This is a genomic window from Citrobacter sp. XY323 (genome assembly GCF_025106035.1).
Lineage (GTDB): Bacteria > Pseudomonadota > Gammaproteobacteria > Enterobacterales > Enterobacteriaceae > Citrobacter > Citrobacter braakii.
This window is the reverse complement of sequence record NZ_JANYUK010000002.1, coordinates 113,767-133,738: the sequence shown is the minus strand read 5'-3', so window position 1 is coordinate 133,738 and position 19,972 is coordinate 113,767. Positions and strand designations below refer to the sequence as shown.

Annotated in this window: 17 protein-coding genes; 4 read left to right on the top strand and 13 right to left on the bottom strand. The window is 54.6% G+C overall.

Annotated elements, in window-relative coordinates; all coding sequences use genetic code 11:
* Nucleotides 1-165: 165 nt before the first annotated feature.
* From efeB to putP, 4 genes are all read right to left on the bottom strand, one after another.
* Nucleotides 166-1,449 (bottom strand): iron uptake transporter deferrochelatase/peroxidase subunit, encoded by a 1,284-nt coding sequence (efeB, locus tag N0B36_RS04085; RefSeq protein WP_259686103.1) that lies wholly within the window; start codon nucleotides 1,447-1,449, stop codon nucleotides 166-168.
* 5 nt (nucleotides 1,450-1,454) lie between these two features.
* Nucleotides 1,455-2,582, bottom strand: a complete 1,128-nt coding sequence (gene efeO, locus N0B36_RS04080; RefSeq protein ID WP_016156169.1) for an iron uptake system protein EfeO — start codon at nucleotides 2,580-2,582, stop codon at nucleotides 1,455-1,457.
* 58 nt (nucleotides 2,583-2,640) lie between these two features.
* On the bottom strand, nucleotides 2,641-3,474 hold the full coding sequence (gene efeU / locus N0B36_RS04075; RefSeq protein ID WP_019076441.1) for an iron uptake transporter permease EfeU: 834 nt from the start codon (nucleotides 3,472-3,474) through the stop codon (nucleotides 2,641-2,643).
* Nucleotides 3,475-3,688: 214 nt separating this feature from the next.
* Nucleotides 3,689-5,197, bottom strand: coding sequence for a sodium/proline symporter PutP (gene putP, locus N0B36_RS04070; RefSeq protein ID WP_016152586.1), 1,509 nt, complete (start codon nucleotides 5,195-5,197; stop codon nucleotides 3,689-3,691).
* Nucleotides 5,198-5,619: 422 nt separating this feature from the next.
* Between putP and putA the strand changes: the two genes are divergently transcribed.
* Both putA and N0B36_RS04060 read left to right on the top strand, forming a co-directional pair.
* A complete protein-coding gene (gene putA, locus N0B36_RS04065; protein ID WP_259686102.1) occupies nucleotides 5,620-9,582 on the top strand; it encodes a trifunctional transcriptional regulator/proline dehydrogenase/L-glutamate gamma-semialdehyde dehydrogenase in 3,963 nt (1,320 codons plus the stop codon).
* A gap of 776 nt (nucleotides 9,583-10,358) precedes the next feature.
* Nucleotides 10,359-10,754 carry a lysozyme inhibitor LprI family protein gene (locus tag N0B36_RS04060; protein ID WP_016152584.1) on the top strand — a complete coding sequence of 132 codons (396 nt, stop codon included), beginning with the start codon at nucleotides 10,359-10,361 and terminating at the stop codon, nucleotides 10,752-10,754.
* Here N0B36_RS04060 and rutR read toward each other — a convergent pair.
* From rutR to N0B36_RS04045, 3 genes are all read right to left on the bottom strand, one after another.
* Nucleotides 10,751-11,389: an HTH-type transcriptional regulator RutR gene (gene rutR, locus N0B36_RS04055; protein WP_053389923.1), complete on the bottom strand. Its 639-nt coding sequence runs from the start codon at nucleotides 11,387-11,389 to the stop codon at nucleotides 10,751-10,753. The genes N0B36_RS04060 and rutR overlap by 4 nt on opposite strands.
* 58 nt (nucleotides 11,390-11,447) lie before the next feature.
* Nucleotides 11,448-12,362: a DMT family transporter gene (locus N0B36_RS04050; RefSeq protein ID WP_016156164.1), complete on the bottom strand. Its 915-nt coding sequence runs from the start codon at nucleotides 12,360-12,362 to the stop codon at nucleotides 11,448-11,450.
* A 164-nt stretch (nucleotides 12,363-12,526) separates the two neighbouring features.
* The gene (locus tag N0B36_RS04045) at nucleotides 12,527-12,700 is read right to left on the bottom strand and encodes a general stress protein (RefSeq protein WP_003036022.1); all 174 of its coding nucleotides are present in this window, start codon (nucleotides 12,698-12,700) and stop codon (nucleotides 12,527-12,529) included.
* 386 nt (nucleotides 12,701-13,086) lie between these two features.
* Here N0B36_RS04045 and wrbA point away from each other — a divergent pair, with 386 nt between their 5' ends.
* Both wrbA and N0B36_RS04035 read left to right on the top strand, forming a co-directional pair.
* A complete protein-coding gene (gene wrbA, locus N0B36_RS04040) occupies nucleotides 13,087-13,683 on the top strand; it encodes an NAD(P)H:quinone oxidoreductase (protein ID WP_003832057.1) in 597 nt (198 codons plus the stop codon).
* Nucleotides 13,684-13,703: 20 nt separating this feature from the next.
* Nucleotides 13,704-13,931 (top strand): YccJ family protein, encoded by a 228-nt coding sequence (locus N0B36_RS04035; protein ID WP_016152581.1) that lies wholly within the window; start codon nucleotides 13,704-13,706, stop codon nucleotides 13,929-13,931.
* Between the two features lie 38 nt (nucleotides 13,932-13,969).
* Here N0B36_RS04035 and agp read toward each other — a convergent pair whose 3' ends face one another.
* From agp to N0B36_RS04005, 6 genes are all read right to left on the bottom strand, one after another.
* Nucleotides 13,970-15,211: a bifunctional glucose-1-phosphatase/inositol phosphatase gene (agp, locus tag N0B36_RS04030; RefSeq protein ID WP_200046475.1), complete on the bottom strand. Its 1,242-nt coding sequence runs from the start codon at nucleotides 15,209-15,211 to the stop codon at nucleotides 13,970-13,972.
* 87 nt (nucleotides 15,212-15,298) lie between these two features.
* Entirely contained in the window at nucleotides 15,299-16,006 is a 708-nt protein-coding gene (locus N0B36_RS04025; RefSeq protein WP_103766125.1) for a helix-turn-helix transcriptional regulator, read from the bottom strand.
* A 69-nt stretch (nucleotides 16,007-16,075) separates the two neighbouring features.
* Nucleotides 16,076-16,831, bottom strand: coding sequence for a sulfite exporter TauE/SafE family protein (locus N0B36_RS04020; protein ID WP_047501101.1), 756 nt, complete (start codon nucleotides 16,829-16,831; stop codon nucleotides 16,076-16,078).
* 134 nt (nucleotides 16,832-16,965) lie between these two features.
* The gene (locus N0B36_RS04015) at nucleotides 16,966-17,472 is read right to left on the bottom strand and encodes a protein disulfide oxidoreductase (RefSeq protein WP_259686100.1); all 507 of its coding nucleotides are present in this window, start codon (nucleotides 17,470-17,472) and stop codon (nucleotides 16,966-16,968) included.
* A complete protein-coding gene (locus N0B36_RS04010; protein WP_016152576.1) occupies nucleotides 17,462-18,085 on the bottom strand; it encodes a DsbA family protein in 624 nt (207 codons plus the stop codon). The genes N0B36_RS04015 and N0B36_RS04010 overlap by 11 nt, the downstream gene beginning before the upstream one ends.
* Nucleotides 18,082-19,962, bottom strand: coding sequence for a protein-disulfide reductase DsbD (locus tag N0B36_RS04005; RefSeq protein ID WP_259686099.1), 1,881 nt, complete (start codon nucleotides 19,960-19,962; stop codon nucleotides 18,082-18,084). Before N0B36_RS04005 ends, N0B36_RS04010 begins: the two co-directional genes overlap by 4 nt.
* Between the last annotated feature and the right edge of the window lie 10 nt (nucleotides 19,963-19,972).

Below are 19,972 nucleotides of genomic sequence, written 5' to 3'. Positions count from 1 at the left end.
AACAATATTTTTACTTGTCGTTAACTTAAATTCTATCTAATCACCAAAGACAGTCTCTTGCAGAGAGATGACAGAATTATTTCAGTCTCGTACCGATCATAAAAAATAATTTGTTCATTCATACAGATGTCAGGAAAAGCCCCGCTGTACAACGGGGCGTAATCATCAGGCTTCGAGTAGAGACTGTCCCAGATATTGATCTGCGGTTTTGACACCCGGCAAAGCAAAGAAGTAGCCCCCACCAATTGGTTTGACATACTCTTCCAGCGCTTCACCGTTGAGGCGTTTCTGCACAGTCAAAAAGCCTTTTTCCAGATCGTGTTGATAGCAGACAAACAACAGTCCCATATCCAGTTGACCGGATGGGGTCACACCGAGCGAATAGCTGTAGCCACGTCGCATCATCAGGCTGGTCTCGGTCTCTTTCGTGCGCGGATTCGCCAGGCGGATATGACTGTCGAGCGCAATCACCTCACCCTCGGGATCGCTGACATAGTCAGGCACATCGTGCTCGTGCTGCATACCCAGCGGCGCGCCGGTGTGTTTATCTCGACCAAATATCGTTTGCTGCTCTTTCAGCGGCGTACGATCCCAGAACTCGACGCGAAACTGAATGAGCCTGACGGCCTGATAACTACCACCTTGCGCCCAGACTGGTTCGCCCTGTCCGTCCGTAACCCACACCACATCCTGCATCAACTTCGTATCCGTCGCGTCCGGATTCGCAGTGCCGTCCTTAAAGCCAAGCAAGTTGACCGGGGTCTCTTTGCCTTTGCTGCGCGCGGCATGGTCGGAAATAAACCCTTCACGTTTCCAGCGCACGCTAAGGAGATCGGGCGTATGTTTAATGATATCGCGCAGCGCATGGATAACGGTGTCCTGCGTGTTGGCACAAATCTGCAGCAGCAAATCACCATGGCACAGCGCCGCATCCAGCGAATCATTCGGGAAGCGGGTCATTTTTTGCAGCTTTTTCGGCATCTGCGATTTCAGGCCATAACGTTCATCAAATAGCGAGGCGCCGACTGACAACGTCATCGTCAGGTTGTCTGGCGCAATGTATGCGCCGAGGATACCGGAATCCATAGGGGGCAAACGCGGATTCGGCGTATCCGGCGCCGGCCCGCCCGTGGTCAGAAACGCAAATCGGGCGGTCAGCAAGCGGAACAAGCGTTCCAGATCAGCCTTATCGCTGGCGAGAACATCGAACGCCACCAGCATCATCGATGCCTGCTGCGGCGTCAGGATCCCTGCCTGATGCTGACCATAAAACGGCTGCGCTTCACTACGCGCATCGGGGGACAGCGTTCCCGGCGCGCTTTGTGGTTTTTGCGCGTGGGCAACCGGACATCCACCCGCCAGCGCCAGCGCCCCACCCAGGGCGCCCATCCCTTTCAGTAAACGTCGGCGTGAAGGTTCGCTCACGCCGTTTTCATTATCTTGCTGCATTTTGCTTAATCCAGACCCAGAACACCGCGTAATTGCGACAAGTCTTCCGCCAGCGTCGTGATTGGCCCTTTCAGCGCATTGCGATCGGCGTCGGTCAGTTTGTCATAGGTTTCAAAACCGTCTTTGGTACGGTACTTGCTCAGAATGGTATCGACTTTTTTGAAGTTCGCATCCACCTTCGCCAACAGCTCAGCATTGGATTTTTGTAACTGAGGGCGCAGGAGATCGACGATTTTCTGCGCGCCATCGATATTGGCCTGGAAATCCCACAGATCGGTATGGCTGTAGCGATCCTCTTCTCCGCTGATTTTGCTGGCAGCGACTTCTTCAATCAGTCCTGCTGCCCCGCCAACCACTTTTGACGGTGGGAAGGCCAGTTCGCTAATACGCGTTTGCAGGTCAAGAACATCGCGGTTTAATTGGTCGGCATACTTGTCCATGCCTTTGGTGGTGTTGTCGCCGAACAACGCTTTCTCCAGGCGGTGGAAGCCGGTGAATTTAGGATCGGCGGCTTTTTGCTCATAATCATCTTCACGCGCATCGATGCTGCCGTCGAGATCGGAGAACAGTTCAGCAATCGGTTCAATACGCTCATAATGCTGACGGGTTGGCGCATACAGCGATTTCGCTTTTTCCAGATCGCCAGCTTTAATCGCATCGGTGAATGCTTTGGTGCCCGCAACCAGTTGTGCAGTTTCGGCTGTCACATAGGCTTTGTATTCGGTAATTGCGCCACTTAGGCTCAGCAGAGCATCGCCCTGCGCGGCATCCGCCGTTGCGCTACCTTTTACAATGAGTTTGCCTTTCGGGTTAGTCAACAGACCGCAGGTCATATCATATTCACCTGGCTGCAGGTTAGCTGTCATTTTCTGGCTAAAGCCCGGCGCAATGTTTTCACGTTCTTCAACCACCATAACCCCTTTAAGGATCTCCCACTCCAGCGCTTTCTGGCTGTGGTTCTGGATGATGAACTGCGTTTTCCCAGCGTTAACCGTGATCGTCATCGGCTCACACTGTTTGTCGTTAACCGTGACTTTCACCTGCGGAATATCGGCGGCTTGTGCAGAAAAAGCGGAGGCAAACAGCGCGGCAATACCCAACTGCAGCGCACTACGGCGAAAATTAAACGTCATAACCTATCCCTATAAATAAGTATGTTGTAACTAAGGAGTGTTCTGCATCGCGTTTTTATCAGGGTGCGGTACGCGATGCCGTAGTGCCTGAACGCGGCGGCAGTGCAAACATAATCAATGCCGGAATCAGGTAGATAAACCAAATGGCGACTTCACTGACGCTCGGCGCTTCCTGATAGCCGAAAATACCTTCCATCAATGTGCCAAACAGCGAATGCGTTGAAAGCACGCTGCTCATGTCAAACGCCACATCCTGAAAATGATTCCATAACCCGGCTTCGTGGAACGCGCGGATGGCCCCAGCGGCAAGACCAGCGGCCACCAGCAAAATGAACAGGCTGGTCCATTTGAAGAATGCCCCAAGATTGAGGCGAATGCCGCCGAGGTAAATCAGGTAACCCAGTACCACCGCGGTGGCCAGCCCCAGCATCGCACCTAACGGTGGCCAAATGCCTACATCTTGCTGGAATGCCGCCAGCAGGAAGAACACCGATTCCAGCCCTTCACGGGCAACGGCAAAAAAGACCATCATCACCAGCGCCCAGCCGTGATGATTGCCGCGTTGCAACGCGTTATCGACAGCCTGTTCAAGCTGGACTTTGACGTTGCGCGAAACTTTACGCATCCAGAACACCATCCAGGTGAGGATCACCACGGCAATGACCGCCACGATGCCTTCAAACAGCTCCTGTTCCTTTTGCGGAAATTCACCGGTGGTTTCATTGATGAAAACGCCTAACGCCAGGCATAACGCCGCCGCCAGCAGAACACCAATCCACATCACACCAATCCATCGACCACGCTGAGTCCGTTTCAGGTAGCTGGCAATCAGGCTGACTATCAGCGCGGCCTCTAACCCTTCGCGCAACATAATAAGAAATGGAACAAACATGCGAAGAACCCTTAAACGTTATTCTCAGTCAATTGATGAAAAGAAAAGTAAATTACAGTGATAGTGATTATCATTACAGTAAAGAAAAACTCAAGCAGAATGTTTTGAGAATGATGACTTAATGTAAACAGTTAGGCGGGTAACGATTAGGGCGGTTTTGCAGCGGGGACAAATAAAAAAGCCCGCACGCGGCGGGCTTAAGGAGCGAGGCGGATTACTCTGCCTGTAAACGCGATGGCGGAGCTGTGTGATAATGTGCATCAGCCTCGGCAAAACGTTGCTGCATAGCGGCTGAAGGCGCTTTACCCAACAGGCTGAAGACCACAATACCGATGCTGCCGAAAATAAAGCCCGGGATGATTTCATACAGACCCAACCAGGCAAACTGCTTCCAGACGATTACCGTCACCGCACCGATGAGCATCCCGGCCAGCGCGCCGTTACGCGTCATACGCGACCACATTACGGAGAACAGAACCACCGGACCAAACGCCGCGCCAAAGCCGGCCCAGGCGTAGCTTACCAGACCAAGCACACGGTTCTCCGGGTTCGCCGCCAGCGCGATAGACACCAGCGCCACAACCAGCACCATGATGCGACCAATCCATACCAGCTCTTTCTGGCTGGCATTTTTACGCAGGAACGCTTTATACAAGTCTTCGGTAATTGCGCTGGAACACACCAGCAGCTGGCAGCTCAGGGTCGACATCACCGCTGCGAGGATCGCAGACAGCAGAATACCGGCAATCCACGGGTTGAACAGGATTTGCGCCAGTTCAATAAACACGCGTTCGGCGTTCTGGTTAACGGCACCGGCAAGCTGTGGGTTGTTGTTAAAGTAAGCGATACCAAAGAAGCCAACGGCAACTGCACCTGCCAGACACAGGATCATCCAGGTCATACTGATGCGGCGAGCATGAACAATGCTATGGTGAGAATCAGCCGCCATAAAGCGCGCCAGAATATGCGGCTGCCCGAAATAGCCCAGACCCCAGCCCATCAGGGAAATAATGGCAACAAAATTCAGCCCTTTGAACATGTCCACGTTCTCAATGCTCTTTTGTTTAATCACTTCCAGCGAATCGTCAAACCCACCCACGCCAATGACTACCATCACCGGCGTCAGGATCAGGGCGAAGATCATCAGGCTGGCCTGGACGGTATCGGTCCAGCTTACCGCCAGGAAACCACCGATAAAGGTATAAATAATCGTCGCGGCCGCCCCCGCCCACAGCGCTGTTTCGTAGCTCATGCCAAAGGTGCTTTCAAACAGACGCGCCCCTGCCACAATACCGGAAGCACAGTAGATGGTGAAAAACAGCAGAATAACCAGCGCGGAGATAATACGCAGAATTCGGCTTTTATCTTCAAAGCGACCGGTAAAGTAATCCGGTAACGTCAGCGCATTGTTATTGTATTCGGTATGCACGCGTAAACGTCCGGCCACCAGTTTCCAGTTGATCCACGCGCCTAAAATAAGGCCAATAGCGATCCAGCTTTCTGAAATCCCCGACAGGAAAATCGCGCCAGGCAGGCCCATCAGCAACCAGCCGCTCATATCAGATGCCCCGGCGGATAACGCGGTCACGAATGGACCCAGACTGCGTCCACCCAGAATGTAATCGTCAAAGTTTTTGGTTGAACGCCATGCAATAAACCCTATCAATATCATGCCGAAAATATAGACACAGAATGTCACTAACATCGGTGTGCTAATAGCCATCAAAACTCTCCAAAATTATGTATCAGCAATGCCGTGGCTTGCCGTTTTATTACCCTGCCGGAACGTGGCAAAGATATCTATGTTTACCAGGGCGACCGTATCCTGCCGGAAGCGATGGTCATTCACAATCGATTTAACACACCATTTACATCAAATTTGATCCAGAGTAGATAGCATTTTTCTGTAGGTTGCACTCTCTCACACTTTTTTCGGTTGCACCTTTTAAAAGTGTTAACTACCGCAGAGAAAAAGATTCGGCAACTTTTATAGCCCCCGTCAAAACACTCACGTTTATTAACATTTCATTCATTTCCAAGCTTGCAAACCAAGTCACATTTAACACGGTTGCACAAAGTTGCAACATAGTGGATATTTCTCGGTAACTATCAGACCCGTATTTCAGTACAACAGGAGTAAACGGCATGGGAACCACCACGATGGGGGTTAAGCTGGATGACGCCACTCGCGAGCGTATTAAAACAGCAGCATCACGAATCGATCGCACGCCACATTGGCTGATCAAACAAGCTATTTTTAATTATCTCGAAAGGCTGGAAAATGACGATGCGCTTCCAGAACTACCGGCCCTGCTGGCGGGTGCTGCGAATGAGGGCGATGAGTCGACCACGTTGCAAAATGAAGCGCATCAGCCTTTCCTGGAATTTGCCGAACAGATCCTGCCGCAGTCAGTTTCTCGCGCGGCAATCACTGCCGCATACCGCCGCGCCGAAACCGACGCCGTACCGATGCTGATGGAGCAAGCTCGTCTGCCGCAGCCTATCGCCGAGCAGGCGCATAAGCTGGCATACGATCTGGCAGACAAACTGCGTAACCAGAAGACCGCCAGCGGCCGCGCCGGGATGGTACAAGGTTTATTGCAGGAATTCTCCCTTTCTTCACAGGAAGGCGTCGCGCTGATGTGTCTGGCCGAAGCCTTGCTGCGTATTCCAGATAAAGCGACCCGCGATGCGTTAATCCGCGACAAGATCAGCAACGGTAACTGGCAGTCGCACATTGGCCGCAGCCCGTCTCTGTTCGTCAACGCGGCGACCTGGGGGCTGTTGTTTACCGGTCGTCTGGTTTCAACGCATAACGAAGCCAGCCTCTCACGCTCACTCAACCGTATTATCGGCAAGAGCGGTGAGCCGCTGGTGCGTAAAGGCGTCGACATGGCCATGCGCTTGATGGGCGAGCAGTTTGTCACCGGGGAGACCATCGCTGAAGCGCTGGCTAACGCGCGTAAACTGGAAGAAAAAGGCTTCCGTTACTCCTATGACATGCTGGGCGAAGCGGCCCTGACCGCCGCCGATGCACAGGCTTATATGGTTTCGTACCAGCAGGCGATCCACGCCATTGGTAAGGCCTCTAACGGGCGCGGTATCTACGAAGGGCCAGGCATTTCTATCAAGCTGTCGGCACTGCATCCGCGTTACAGCCGTGCGCAGTACGATCGCGTGATGGATGAACTCTATCCTCGTCTGAAATCGCTTACTCTGCTGGCACGTCAGTACGACATCGGCATTAATATCGACGCCGAAGAGGCTGACCGACTGGAGATCTCCCTCGATCTGCTGGAAAAACTGTGCTTTGAACCCGAACTGGCAGGCTGGAACGGGATCGGTTTTGTTATCCAGGCCTACCAGAAGCGCTGCCCGTATGTTATCGACTATCTGATTGACCTCGCCACGCGCAGCCGCCGCCGCCTGATGATCCGTCTGGTTAAGGGTGCCTACTGGGATAGCGAAATTAAACGTGCCCAGATGGACGGTCTGGAAGGTTATCCGGTCTACACCCGTAAGGTGTACACCGACGTTTCTTACCTGGCCTGTGCGAAAAAACTGCTTGCCGTACCGAATCTGATCTACCCACAGTTCGCCACCCACAACGCCCATACGCTGGCGGCGATTTATCAGTTAGCCGGTCAAAACTACTATCCGGGTCAGTACGAATTCCAGTGCCTGCACGGCATGGGCGAACCGCTGTATGAGCAGGTCACCGGCAAAGTTGCGGATGGCAAACTGAACCGTCCATGCCGCATTTATGCACCGGTCGGCACGCACGAAACGCTGCTGGCGTACCTGGTGCGTCGTCTGCTGGAAAACGGCGCCAACACCTCGTTCGTCAACCGCATTGCCGACACGACCCTGCCGCTGGATGAACTGGTTGCCGATCCGGTCGAGGCTGTTGAAAAACTGGCGCAGCAAGAAGGTCAGGCCGGTTTGCCGCATCCGAAGATTGCCCTGCCGCGTGATCTGTACGGTAAAGGCCGCGAAAACTCAGGCGGGCTGGATTTAGCTAACGAACATCGTCTGGCCTCGCTGTCCTCTGCCCTGCTCAACAGCGCGCTACAAAAATGGCACGCTAAACCCATTCTGGAGCACCCGGTTGCTGACGGCGAAATGACGCCAGTCGTTAACCCAGCCGAGCCGAAAGACATTGTCGGTTACGTGCGTGAGGCGACTCACGCTGAAGTAGAACAGGCGTTACAGAACGCAGCGAATAACGCGCCGATCTGGTTCGCCACACCGCCACAAGAGCGCGCCGCCATTTTGCATCGTGCCGCCGTTCTGATGGAAGGTCAGATGCAGCAGTTGATTGGCATCCTGGTACGCGAAGCGGGTAAAACCTTCAGCAACGCCATTGCGGAAGTACGCGAAGCGGTAGACTTCCTGCATTATTATGCCGGTCAGGTTCGCGATGATTTCGATAATGAAACCCATCGACCATTAGGACCGGTGGTTTGTATCAGCCCATGGAACTTCCCGCTGGCCATTTTCACCGGGCAGATTGCCGCCGCGCTGGCGGCGGGTAACAGCGTGCTGGCGAAACCGGCGGAACAAACCCCGTTAATTGCCGCCCAGGGCATCGCTATTTTGCTCGAAGCGGGTGTACCGCCGGGCGTGGTGCAACTGTTGCCTGGTCAGGGTGAAACCGTCGGGGCGCAGCTCACTTCCGATGAGCGCGTACGCGGCGTCATGTTTACCGGCTCAACGGAAGTCGCCACGCTGTTGCAACGCAATATTGCCACCCGCCTTGATGCTCAGGGGCGTCCAATCCCGCTTATCGCCGAAACCGGTGGGATGAACGCAATGATTGTCGACTCCTCCGCGTTGACGGAACAGGTCGTGGTCGACGTTCTGGCTTCAGCGTTTGACAGCGCCGGACAGCGCTGCTCCGCGCTGCGCGTCCTGTGTCTGCAGGATGATGTAGCCGACCATACGCTGAAAATGCTGCGCGGCGCGATGGCGGAATGTCGCATGGGTAATCCAGGTCGCCTGACCACGGATATTGGGCCGGTAATTGATGAAGAAGCCAAAACCAATATTGAGCGCCATATTCAGGCCATGCGCGCCAAAGGACGCCCGGTGTTTCAGGCCGTGCGCGAAAACAGCGACGATGCGCGTGAATGGCAAACCGGTACCTTTATTGCTCCGACGCTGATCGAGCTGGAAAGCTTCGACGAATTACAAAAAGAGGTGTTTGGTCCGGTACTGCACGTCGTGCGCTACACCCGTAACAATCTGGGCAACCTGATTGAGCAAATTAATGCCTCCGGCTACGGCCTGACGCTGGGCGTACACACTCGTATCGATGAAACCATCGCCCAGGTCACAGGATCGGCACACGTGGGGAACCTGTACGTTAACCGCAATATGGTCGGTGCCGTTGTCGGCGTGCAGCCATTCGGTGGCGAAGGCTTGTCTGGTACAGGGCCAAAAGCAGGTGGACCGCTGTATCTGTATCGCCTGCTGGCTAACCGCCCGGAAAATGCGTTAGGCATTACGCTTGCCCGTCAGGATGCAGACTACCCGGTCGATGCGCAGCTTAAAGCTGCACTCGTTCAGCCGCTGGAAGCACTCAGCGAATGGGCAACCGATCGACCCTCGCTGCATGCGCTCTGCCAGCAGTTTGGCGAACTGGCGCAGGCCGGTACTCAGCGTCTGCTGCCAGGACCCACTGGCGAGCGCAATACCTGGACGCTGTTGCCGCGTGAACGCGTACTGTGTATCGCCGATGATGAACAGGACGCGCTGGTACAGGTTGCCGCCGTGGCTTCCGTTGGTAGCTTAATCCTGTGGCCAGATGATGCGTTCCATCGTGAACTGGCAAAACGTCTGCCAACCGCCGTCTCCGGGCGCATTCAGTTTGCCAAAGCGGACAACATCACTACACAGCCGTTTGATGCCGTTATTTTCCACGGCGATTCCGATCAACTGCGTTCACTGTGCGAAGCGGTAGCTGCCCGCGAAGGGGCGATTGTATCAGTCCAGGGCTTTGCCCGTGGCGAAAGCAATATTCTGCTGGAGAGGCTGTACATTGAACGCTCCCTGAGCGTCAATACCGCCGCTGCCGGGGGGAACGCCAGCCTGATGACAATCGGCTAAGGCTGTGGTTAATTAAGGCTCCGGTTAGGGGGTAATGCCTGTCAATTAAGCATTACGGCGAACATGTGATTTCGGCTCAGGGTTCCGTTCACCTCAGCAATATCAATTCTATGAGGCTCAGACACCCGTGAACGTGCAAGAGAGGCTCACCGCCGCCTCCCTTGCATCCCTGGCTCCCGGCGGGAAAATCGTCGCTGCGCGATTCATTCGTCTTATGCCGTCTGCCTTCGGGTCGGGGCCGGGCCTGCGTCCCTGCAGGCCGCCCCCTCTGCCCGCATCCCTGCGGGCAGACCCGGTCAGCCGTCAACGCCTCATCGATTTTCAGCCGGAACGAGGTCATCGCTGCAACGCACTGACTTCCAGTTAACTCTGTTTTGCTGTTCAGATAAAAAACGCAGGGGGTCAGGTGTGGGCTGGTCCGGCTGAAAATTGCCGACGTGTTTCCGTAAGGCCGGGAGAACCCGCAGGGATGCGGGTTCAGGGCGCGTTTTGCAGGGACGCTTCCTCGCGCCCGGCCCGGTAGCCTGGAGGAATAAACGGAGGGGACCGCGGAGCGGCAATTTTCCCGCCGGGAGCCGGGATTGTTAAGGGTACGGCGATAGTACCCTTAACACGTTCACAGCTCGTATTGCCTCAGAGAAGTGACAAACATAAGGTGAACGTAGCAATATACCGGAGGCAACAGATTCATTACCTCCGTATGTGCCACTCATCCTCGTTAACTGACAAGCATGACTCCGGTAACGGGGCCTTTTTTTATGGAGCCAGAGGGAAGCATGAAACGAATCGTACTGACATGTGCAGCGCTGCTGTTGAGCGGCCAGGCGCTGGCGGATGACTGCGCCAACGCGAACACTCAGATTGAGATGAACACCTGTGCGGCAGAGCAGTTTAAGGCGGCCGACACCAAACTTAATGACACTTATCAGAATGCGCTTAAGCGCGCCGCCCCAACCCAGCGCGATTTACTGAAAAAAGCGCAAATCTCGTGGATAACCCTGCGCGATGCGGACTGCGCGTTAATCAGTTCCGGCACCGAAGGCGGTAGCGTCCAGGCGATGATTTCCAGCCAGTGTCTGACGGATAAAACCAACGAGCGTGAAGCGTTTCTCGCCTCACTCTTACAGTGCGAAGAGGGCGATTTAAGCTGTCCGTTACCGCCTGCCAGTTAACGCACGCGGATCCCTTCAATAATCATCCGCTGCACGCTCTCCACCGTTTGGTTAAAAAAGGCTTCATCACGCAGCGTTGCGCCCGTTACCGCCTCTACCTGTGGGGCAAAGTCGGCGTAGTGCTGGGTTGAAGCCCAAATCATAAAAATCAGATGATGCGGATCGACCGGAGCCAGTTTCCCACTTTTGATCCAACCGGCAATCAGCGCCGATTTCTCATCAATTAGCGTTTTGAGATCGCCCGTTAATTCAGCCATCAATAAAGGCGCACCTGCCAGCATCTCCATACAAAATAGCCGTGAAGCCTGAGGGTAATCGCGCGACACTTCCAGCTTAAGGCGAATGTATTCTTTAATGGCCGCTAGCGGCGCAAAGTCTTCGCGAAAAGCCTTCAACGGAGCCAGCCAGACGTCGAGGATTTGCCGCAAAACGGCAATATAGAGCACCTCTTTTGACGGGTAGTAATAAAGCAGATTCGTTTTTGACACACCCGCCTGCTCAGCGACCTGTTCGAGACGCGTGCCGTGGATCCCATATTGGGAGAAGATATTTAATGCCGCGGTTAATATGGCCTGGCGTTTTGCACTGACGGCCTGCGAGCGCTTACCTGTTTTTTTCTCTGCGCGTTGGACCATGCGCCCTCTCCTTCTTGTGAGGGCGTCAGCATACCAAATCACGCGGTGAATGGTTAAATTAAAGCGACTCCGGCGGCGCCTCTTGCACTCCCCCTTTTTTCTTTTTGAACTTCAGTTCGCTGACCAGCACGCCAACAATAATGAATGCTGCGCCGAGCAAAGCCAGTAGCGGTAAGCGTTCCCCCGCAAGGCGACCAAAGATCCCCGCCCACACCGGCTCACCGGTATAAATGACCGTCGCGCGCGTCGGCGAAACGCTGCGCTGTGCCCAGTTCATGGTGACCTGAATAATCGCACTGAAAATCCCTAACCCCAGCGCCACCACCAGCAATCCCGTAGACATCGGCGGCACGGACTCTCCTGCTGGGGCCATGGCAATAAATGCCACTATCGAAGCGGTTGCCAGTTGTACCACCGTTACCCGCCGCACATCCACTTTTCCCGCCCACGCGCTAATCAGGATAATTTCTGCCGCAATCGCCACCGCGCCGGCGAGTGTGATCCACTCTCCTTCGCCTAAAGCCAGCAAATTGCCTCCCGGTCCGGCGAGAAAAATCAACCCGATAAAGGCCAGCACAATGCCGACACACGGCATCAGGCCGGGCATACGCCCCAGACATAGCCATTGTAAAAGCGGGACCAACGGCACATACATCGCGGTAATAAACGCCGATTTACTGCTGGGAATAAACTGTAGCCCCCAGGTTTGCAGACTATAGCCCAACGCAATTGCGATACCGATCGCAACGCCTGCTTTGACTTCCAGCCAAGTCAGTTTATGCAATGTGCGTAGTGACAAAAGCGCGACCGCCAGCGCAGCGGTGGCAAAACGCACGCCGACAAAGAAAAAAGGTCCACTCAGGGTAACGGCATATTGCACGGCCAAAAACGTGCCACCCCAGAACATAGTGATCACAATGAGGATCGCTTCCTGAGGTTTAACAGAGAAGGAATAACGAGAAAGTAATGACATGAGACACCCGATTAACTGAATGTCGTTAGTCTGCGTTGCGTTTTGTTACAGTTCAACCTTGCAGACAAAAAAACCGCCGGAAGAAACCGGCGGCGGTGGGTGGCTACGTAACGTCTGACTCTGATCCTCAGCCGTCACGGCATATCTGACAGCTAGCCCGGCAATTACGATTTGTTGTTGCCGTGGCTATTTTTGCCCCCTTTTTTGCCTGCCTCTGAAGCGCGTTGCGGGTCATTCTTAAAGTTGCCCCCGCTGTGCTGGCCACCTTTTCGACCTGCTTCTGATGCTCTTTCGCGATCTTCCGCAAAGTTGCCGGAACCGCCTCGATGGTTTGCCATTACTGACCTCCGTCATTGATTAGACATCATATTGCATAGGTACTGAGGAGTGATACCTCACGCAGCGTTACGGGCGATACCCTGAAAATAACTGCGTGGGATTAAGCATAGTGAAGCGTGGCCTGAGCAGCCGCTAACTGTAATATCCTGCAACAGGATTGGCGGTGATAGAGAAATAATCACAGCGAGAAATCAATAAGTCTTTCTTATGACTACCAAATTCCACCCGGTTAAATATGTATCATTTTGCAACAAGAGAAGTTGTTATAAAAATTGTTATAAATCAAAGAAGTGATTGTGAAATTTGCACTCCTGACAGTACGTCATATCTTTAAAGGTAGGTAGCGAGTCGCTACGGACACGGTTAACTCGAGGAGTAGTGTAAAATGGCAAAAGTTCTGGTGCTTTATTATTCCATGTACGGACACATTGAAACTATGGCCCATGCAGTCGCAGAAGGCGCAAATAAGGTTGATGGCGCGGAAGTGATTATTAAACGCGTACCAGAGACCATGCAGCCGGAGATTTTCCTCAAAGCTGGCGGCAAAACACAAAACGCACCAGTCGCAACCCCGCAAGAACTGGCAGATTACGATGCCATAATTTTTGGTACCCCCACACGCTTTGGCAATATGTCCGGTCAGATGCGCACCTTCCTCGACCAGACTGGCGGGCTGTGGGCTTCAGGCGGCCTGTACGGCAAACTCGCCAGCGTATTCAGCTCGACAGGAACCGGCGGCGGTCAGGAACAAACCATTACATCAACCTGGACTACGCTTGCTCACCATGGGATGGTGATTGTGCCTATCGGTTACGCGGCGCAAGAGCTGTTTGATGTTTCTCAAGTTCGCGGCGGTACCCCTTACGGCGCAACCACCATCGCCGGAGGCGACGGCTCACGCCAGCCAAGTCAGGAAGAATTATCTATCGCCCGCTATCAGGGTGAATATGTCGCAGGTCTGGCAGTAAAACTCAACGGCTAATCTTCAACAGGAGGATTCGAATGCCAACTCAAGAAGCGAAAGCCCATCGCGTCGGCGAATGGGCAAGTCTGCGCAATACATCGCCGGAAATAGCCGAAGCCATTTTTGAAGTCGCGCATTATGACGAGAAACTGGCGGAAAAAATTTGGGAAGAAGGTAGCGACGAGGTGCTCATCAAAGCCTTTAAGAAAACAGACAAAGATTCGCTCTTTTGGGGTGAACAGACTATCGAACGCAAAAACGTCTAGCGCTCAGACTCCCCCGCGAACACGGGGGAGTTTTTCTTTTACTTAGCCGCCTCATTCAACACGCTGTCGAACTTATCTATCGGGCAAAAGCCATCCGCATCTATCGGACACCCTTTCAGCTCCAGCGTTACGCGCTGCGCCGGGGATTTCAGGGTCAGAACGTCTGCATTACGCAACTGCTGCGAGCTCTGATACACGTACTCGATTTTCATCAGATCACGATTTGCGTTGCTGTCATGCCAGCGCTGGAAGACAATCTTCCCGCCAATCGGCGTACGCTCGTTCTGATCGTGAAGCTGGTACGGTTTGAAATCCAGCGCGGTGAGCAGCGATGCGATGTTTGAGTCATGCCCCACCAGCACGGTTATTTTTGGCGCTTTTACGCGTTCAGTAACCAGCGCATTATCAATATACTTCACCAGCGGTTTGGCGACATTCTGCGCCACTTCCGGGGAGGTGAACAGGCTGTCCTGATAGCCATTTTTCAGCTTCGACAGAACCTTCCACTGTTGATCGGATTTAATCTCGCCCCAGGCGACCTTATCCATCGGGAAGCCTTCGTAATATTGCAGCGTGAAGGCATCAACCAGCGAATTCCCGACCTTCAGCGGCCCCGAAACCCCAGGCTCCTGCTGGTATTTCGCGCTAAACGTATCTTTGGCATCGGTCAGGGAACACTGCTGTTTTTCTTTGCAGGATGGAGAGTCTTTGTAGTCGGTCATTTGCTCAAGCAACTGATAGCTGTCGTTGAGCTGCATTTGGCTACGCTCTTTCTCCATTGCCTGAACCGCCTGCTGGCTGAAGGCGGCGGAATCATCGGTGATCACCGGGTTAAAGGTGGGATCCATGGTGCCCATTTTTTCCTGATGATGGACCGGGACGTCGCAACCCGGGAAAGCACCGGTGACAAAGAACTGCGCCGTCGCGACCGTACGCTGCAGGCTGTTAGCATAGGTATAGACCGTACCCGGCACCGGGCATTCGCCCGATTTCACCATCCCCTGCTCTGCCAGCCACTCTCGCATATAGTGGCCCATATAGATTTCCAGCACGCCGCCTTTGGTGGTGAGTTGCCCGCCGGGGACATCCCATTCTGGCCATTGTTTGGGGGTGGACTGCTCAAGAACACTGCCATTATTGGCTAAAGGTGCGCGTAAGTTATGCCGACTCATCATCAATACTTGCTGAAGCTGATAGCCTTCCGGCGCGGTCTGCGCCTGCGCGGCGGTTGACATTAATACAGCCCCTGCCACGGCTGCGGCGATTAACGATTTATTCATCCCTACGACCTCTTGTTGTTATCAATCACAACAGAGTGTGACAGAAATATGACATATTTCCCGGAACGCTTTCGCAAAACGAACCATCTACGGTGTCGTTTTAATACCGAACTCGGTTTCTAATTTGCGAATGCCAAGCGGGGTGAAGGTGACGCGGCGACCACTCAGCTCCGTTTTTATCCATCGTTTTTCAATCAGCCAGCGTAGCAGCGATGCGCCAAGCACGCCGCCGGGATGGTAACGTCGTTCACTCCAGTCCAGACAACCGCAGGTTAATTTCCGCCGCGATGCGCCCGCAGCAAGGACAATCCCCATTTGTGCCAGTTTTTCCTGCCCAAGAGACGTCAGCGTTTCACCATCCGGCGTTAACCACTGACGGGAAACCAGCGTATCGAACAGCCTCACCGCCACCTCGCCAGCGAGATGATCGTAGCAGGTTCGGGCATGTCGTAAGCCTGGCGGCGTCGTGATTTTTCGTGGCGTTGATGTAGCCCACGCCACGCCCATCAGACGCTCCAGCAGTTCAGCGATATCGGAGCCTGCAAGGCGAAAATAACGATGCCTGCCCTGCGCGAGCGCCACAACAAAACGTTGTTCGCACAGACGCGCCAGATGCGCACTGGCGGTCGACGCTGACACATCCGCCACTGCGCTGAGCTCGGTCGCGGTCCAGGCGCGGCCATCCATCAGGGCGCACAACATTCGCGAGCGCGATTTATCGGCCATCGCCGCCGCGGTGAGCGCCATTCGCGACTCCAGAGCGCCCTCTTCCTCACTTAACATCACTGATGCCATAGCGACCTCTTTGACCCTGAATGTCTGAATTAACGATGCCATGAATGCGTTCTAAAGTCACCGCACAGGTCACACCGCACGCAGCATCATCTCGATACCCAACCCGACCAAACAAAACAGAAAACAACGTTTAAACACGAGCGGAGAAATAACCCGTCGTACACGGGTTCCTAACCACTGACCAATCAGCGCAGGAACAATGGCCAAAGCCGATATGCTCAACGACTGTACGGGCAGCGCGTTGTGCCACCACAGACCAAGCGCCAAAGCCAATGTCGAAAACGTAAAAGAGATCCCGAGCGCCTGAACCAGCTCATCTTTCTCAAAACCCAATGACTGGATCCAGGGCACTGCGGGCATCACAAATACACCGGTTCCGCCAGTCAATAAGCCAGTAACAAATCCTATGACGAGGGAGTACGGTTTTTCATGCTGCGGAGCCACTGCGATTTTCTTTCCGGCCAGCGTCCAGATAGCGTAAGCCACCAGCGCCACGCCGAGCGCAAACTGGGTACGGGTGGTGTCGCCGCCGGTAATCCAGGCGCTGGCAAGCAATGTCGCCACCACCACCGTCAATAACATCGGCCACAGTCGTTTGACTAATTGACGCGTATTTCCGCCACCGCCAAACTGAAACAGATTGCTAATCAGCGAAGGCAACAGCAGCATGGCCGCCGCCGCAACCGGCGAAATAAGCGATCCGAGGATCCCCATAGCCACGGTGGGCAATCCCATACCAGTGACGCCTTTTACCATCCCGGCGAGGACAAACGTGGCGGCAATCATCATCACCAGAGCGGGCCCAAACGCTAACGAACTCGTCATGTTGCACTTTCCTGAAAAAGAGAAGATGACCCATTCTGGACGTTAATCGCGGTGCTCGCTTCGCCAGGCAACGAAATATGTCTTCCCGCTTACGGGTAATAATATAAAAAATGCCGGGTTTCCCCGGCACATTATCAGAACGTTTTTGCCCACCACAGCCGAAGCTTCATGCCCCAGTAGCTGGTCCAGCCGCTGGTTGTTGACACCACCCGACCTTGTGACATCACCACCAGCGTGGGCGTGACGCTAATCGCCCAACTGCGGGAGATTGCCCCGTTCGCATCATTGATGACCGGAAAGTCCACGCCTTTACGCGACAGCCAACGAGACACCTCAGCTTCACTGCCGGAGCGAAACGCAATGGTCATCACGTTTTCCCCTTCCGAACGCAGCCTGGCGACTTCCGGCGTCGTGAAGCGACAAACGCCGCACCAGCTCGCCCAGAAATAAAGCAGCACCGGCTCGTCTTTGCTGAGCGCCGCCAGCGTGACGGTTTCACCATCCAGCGTTTGCAAAGGCGTACTGTCAAAAGAGCCAGGGAGCTGCGGCGCACGCCAGACATCCATCAGCAGCATCGCCCCTGCCAACAGCGCCAGTAAGATCAGCCCTTCGCGCAGCCAGCGGCGCAGTTTACTGAGCATTGGCCGCCGCCAGCTTTTCTTTGACCACTTCCTCAAGGGTTTCCCACGGCACCGCACCGGGAATAAGCTCATCACCAATAATCGTTGCGGGGGTGCCCTGCACGCCCACCAGTCGCGCCAGTTGCAGGTTAGTGCTTAGCGTTTCAGCACTTTGGGCACCCAACGTCACCGGACTGGCTCCCGATTTTTCCTGCGCCTGTTTGATACTGACATCGGTATGGTAACCCTTTTTCTGCATCAGTTTTTCATGTAGCGCCAGAAACTGCTGCGGATGCTCAAGCCAGGTGGTCAGCACGGTCCGCGCCGCCAGTTCCGAACTTTCCCCTTTAAACGGCAGCGGTTTAATCACTACCGCCACGTCAGGATATTTCTGCACAATTTTTTCCAGCATGGGATCCAGTTGCTTGCAGTACGGGCAGTTGTAATCGGTGAAGTTTATCAGGGTCAGTTTCGCCTGCTTAGCGCCAATCCGCGGGCTGTTGGGATCGTTAAACAGGGCCTCCTGGATTAATGCTTCAATTTGCTTTTCCTGTTCCGGTGTAAACGGTGCAGGCTCTTTCGCTACGCTGACGGCAGAAAACAGGGTTAACAGCAGAACAATCATTATTTTCATGGGGTTACTCCTTTGGCGTCGGTCAACGTTTGCAATACCGCATCGCGGGTTAACAACGTTGGTAACGCCTGGCCTTCCGGCAGACCGGGGCCATAAATTTGGTTATACGGCACAGCAACCTGGCCGCGTTTTTTCAGAAATTCGGTGATGGCTTCAGAAGGGAGCGTCCAGTCGCCGCGCAGCGCCACTACATCCGGCTGTTGCAACGCGGCCTGTACGTCATCTTTATGCAACACGTTGTATTTGTTGACCTTACAAGTGATGCACCAGTCGGCAGTGACGTCAATGAACACTCGCTTATGTTGCGCCAGCGCATCCTCAATCGCCTGCTCGCTAAGCGGTTGCCAGTTCACGCTTTCTTTAGCGCTAGCGTGTCCGGCCAGCCCTAAATGCGGGAGCAGCAACGTCGCAAGCCAGATAGCCGAACCCAGCATCATGACACCGAGAAGACGCCGCAAAATATTCATCCAGCGTCCCGGACGCGGCAAACGCAGCGCCAGACCGGGACGCAGAGCCACCAGCAGCCACGGCAAGCTCATCCCCAGGCCAAGTGCGATAAACAGTCCCCACAACGTTGGTAACGAAGCGGTCAATGCCACCGCTACCGCTGTTCCCAGAAACGGGGCGCTGCACGGCGTGGCGAGCAGGGTCGCAAATGCGCCTTGCCAGAAATGTCCCGACAAGCCGTTGCCACCGCGAGTCGCCAGCGTGGTGGTCATCGCCGAAGGCAGGCGGAATTCAAACCACCCGAACAGGCTGGCGCTGAATGTCAGCATCACCACGACCATGACGCCAATGAACCACGGGTTCTGAAACTGGATCCCCCAGCCAAGCGCCTGATTGGTTAAACGTAGCACTGTCATCAATAACGCCAGGGCCATAAAGGAGACCAGGATCCCAGCTACCGATGCGAGGAACTGACGGCGGATCTGGTGACGGCTTTTTTCCTCAACCAGCAAAATAGAGCCCAGTTTCATGCCGAGAACCGGTAACACACAGGGCATCAGGTTGAGGATCAAACCGCCCAGCAGCGCCATTAGCACCACCTGCCACAATGGGAGTGAGGCGTTCTCAATAACCGGGGCTTCGCCAATCGCAAGACGACTTTCCTGGGCAACACCGTTATCTGCCAGCACCAGCGTGACCGACTTACCGCGTAAATCCGGCGCGCCTTCCCCCCAACCATCATGAACGGGCACCGTGGCGCGTAACGTCTCACCTGCGACGTGAATTTGCGGCATGCCAAAATCAGCATCATCAACGGCGTCCAGATACAGCCCAGGCGCAGTCCAGCCTCCCGCGCGGTGAGCCTCGACGACCAGCTCGCCGGCCCGTGCGCCAGCGCGCAAAGTATCGGTCAGGCCGCTGGCAAGCGGGATCTGCCCCATTGCCTGCGCATAGTCATGCGCAAAAGTCGGGTCCTGGGTCGTGGAGGTCACGGAAAAAGGAAAATCCGTCAACAGGCAAACGTTGCTACAGGTGGATAGCGTCAAAACACCGCTAAGCGTGGCGGGCGATCTGCCACGCACAACCATCGGGAATGTCACATTATCGTGATAGCCCTGGGTCGTGATATTAGCGACCTCAAAGCGTGCAGGGGTTGGCCAGAACCAGTCGACCGCAGGCATTTCCCCTTGCCAGGCGATAGATGGCGCGACGCCTCCCTCGCCCGGCGAACGCCAGTAGGTTTTCCAGCCGTCCTCCAGTTTAACATCCAGCAACAGACGAGTTTCGCCGCCTGAGGACGTATCAGCGCGTAACCGCACGCTGGCGTGATCGTTATCGGGTGAACGCAGCCAGCCGGGTTCAGCCGCCCAGGATACGGGCAGCCATAGCAATAACAGACAGAGCAGCGCCTGCCTGAAAACAGTCATCATATATTTTCTC